Annotated in this window: 3 protein-coding genes; all 3 read left to right on the forward strand. The window is 55.1% G+C overall.

Annotated features, from left to right (window positions below):
- Positions 1-924, forward strand: a 924-nt coding sequence (wbpB, locus tag AC1DVH_RS29295) for a UDP-N-acetyl-2-amino-2-deoxy-D-glucuronate oxidase (RefSeq protein WP_477756724.1), incomplete at its 5' end; no start/stop codon positions are given.
- Between the two features lie 7 nt (positions 925-931).
- Entirely contained in the window at positions 932-1,513 is a 582-nt protein-coding gene (wbpD, locus tag AC1DVH_RS29300) for a UDP-2-acetamido-3-amino-2,3-dideoxy-D-glucuronate N-acetyltransferase (RefSeq protein ID WP_477756725.1), read from the forward strand.
- 3 nt (positions 1,514-1,516) lie between these two features.
- Positions 1,517-2,626 (forward strand): DegT/DnrJ/EryC1/StrS family aminotransferase (locus AC1DVH_RS29305; protein WP_477756726.1); only part of this gene is annotated, 1,110 nt, incomplete at its 3' end.

Below are 2,626 nucleotides of genomic sequence, written 5' to 3' on the forward strand. Positions count from 1 at the left end.
GCCGGTTACATCGCGCCTCGTCACATGCGCGCCATCAAGGATACCGGCAACGTGCTGGTCTCCGCCTACGACATCAATGACTCGGTCGGCATCATCGACAGCATCTCGCCACAGAGCGAGTTTTTCACCCAGTTCGAGTGCTTTTACGAACACGCTTACCGTATCAAGCGGGACGCGGCGACTGCACTTGACTACGTCTCCATCTGTTCACCCAACTACCTTCATCATTCGCATATTGCTGCTGGCCTGCGCCTCGGTTGCGACGTAATTTGTGAAAAGCCGCTGGTGCCAACCCCGGAAATTCTCGATGAGCTGGCGCTGGTCGAACAGGAAACTGGTAAGAAGTTGTACAACATCCTCCAGTTGCGCCATCACAAGGCGATTCTCGACCTGAAGGACAAGGTCGCCCGCGAAGCCAGCGAGCACAAATACGATGTCGAGCTGACCTACATTACCTCGCGCGGCAAGTGGTACACGGAGAGCTGGAAAGGCGACCCGCGCAAGTCCTTCGGGATTGCCACCAACATCGGCGTGCATTTCTACGACATGCTGCATTTCATCTTCGGCAAACTGCAACGCAACGTCGTGCATTTCACTTCCGAGCACAAGGCCGCAGGCTACCTTGAATACGAGAAAGCCCGAGTACGCTGGTTCCTATCTATCGATGCCAACGACCTGCCCGCATCTGTAAAAGGCAAGAAGCCCACCTACCGCTCCATCACCGTCAACGGCGAAGAAATGGAGTTCTCCGAAGGCTTTACTGACCTGCACACCACCAGCTACCAGGAAATCCTCGCCGGCCGCGGATATGGCATCGAAGATGCCCGCCACTGCGTAGAAACCGTCAACACCATCCGCTCCGCCGCCATCGTCAGCGCGCAGAACGATGAAGGCCACCCTTTCCTCAACACCCTGAACCGCTGAGATCGCCATGTCCCACTACCAGCATCCCAGCGCCATCGTCGATGACGGCGCGCAGATCGGCGCAGATTCGCGCATCTGGCACTTCGTTCACGTCTGTAGCGGCGCACGCATTGGCCAGGGCGTATCCCTTGGCCAAAACGTGTTCGTCGGCAACCAGGTGGTGATCGGCGATCACTGCAAAGTGCAGAACAATGTCTCCGTCTACGACAACGTCACCCTCGAAGAAGGCGTGTTCTGTGGCCCAAGCATGGTCTTCACCAACGTCTACAACCCGCGCTCGCTGATCGAACGCAAAGACCAGTATCGCGACACCTTGGTGAAGAAAGGCGTCACCCTCGGCGCCAACTGCACCATCGTATGCGGCGTGACCATCGGTGAATACGCCTTCGTCGGCGCAGGTGCTGTAGTCAACAAGGATGTGCCGGCCTTCGCCCTGATGGTCGGCGTACCAGCCAGGCAGATCGGCTGGATGAGCGAGTTTGGCGAACAACTGGAGCTGCCGGTAACGGGTGATGGCGAAGTCGTCTGCCCGAACAGCGATACCCGCTATGTACTGAGCGGTAACACCCTAAGCAAAGTGGATGCATAGTAAATGATCGAATTTATCGACCTGAAAACCCAGCAAGTCCGCATCAAGGACAAGATCGACGCAGGCATTCAGCGCGTGCTTGCCCATGGCCAATACATCCTCGGCCCGGAAGTGGCTGAGCTGGAAGAAAAGCTCGCAGACTTCGTCGGAGCCAAATACTGCATCACCTGCGCCAACGGCACCGATGCGCTGCAAATCGCCCAGATGGCCTTTGGCATCGGTCCAGGCGATGAAGTCATAACCCCCGGCTTCACCTATATCGCTACAGCTGAAACCGTGGCCCTACTCGGTGCCAAGCCTGTGTATGTCGATATTGACCCACGAACCTACAACTTAGATCCACGACTTTTAGAAGCCGCCATCACCCCGCGCACCAAGGCAATCATCCCCGTATCGCTTTATGGTCAGTGTGCCGACTTCGACACCATCAATACCATTGCCACCAAATACGGCATTCCGGTGATCGAAGATGCAGCGCAGAGTTTCGGTGCCACCTACAAGGGCAAACGCTCCTGCAACCTGAGCACCGTCGCCTGCACCAGCTTCTTCCCCAGCAAACCGCTGGGTTGCTACGGCGATGGTGGTGCCATCTTCACCAACGACGAAGAACTGGCAAAGGTGCTGCGCCAGATCGCTCGCCATGGCCAAGACCGCCGGTATCACCATATCCGCGTCGGCGTGAACAGCCGCCTGGATACCCTGCAAGCCGCCATCCTCCTGCCCAAGCTAGAGATCTTTAATGAGGAGGTCGAACTGAGGCAACAAGTTGCGCAGATCTATGATCGAATGCTAAATGAAAACAGCTTTATATCCCCTCCTCATATAGAGCAGTTCAATATTAGCGCTTATGCACAGTACACCATCCTTGTAAAAAACAGAGAAGACACTCAATTAGCACTAAATAAAGCCGGCATACCCAGCGCTGTGCATTATCCAATTCCTCTTAATAAACAGCCAGCCGTCTTCGATAGCTCTGTTAATTTGCCCGAGGGTGACAGAATTGCTAATGAGGTGCTTAGCTTGCCTATGCACCCATATTTGATCGAAGAACAACAGCGTCAAATTTTGGCAGCCCTTAAAGAAAGCACGGACATGATAGATATGTTGTCGAAG

This window comes from Pseudomonas sp. P4_C3, from assembly GCF_056402075.1.

What these genes read in the sequence shown, in the direction of transcription:
- wbpD (WP_477756725.1), top strand. Translation starts at nt 932, where the DNA reads ATGTCCCACTACCAGCATCCCAGCGCCATCGTCGATGACGGCGCGCAG.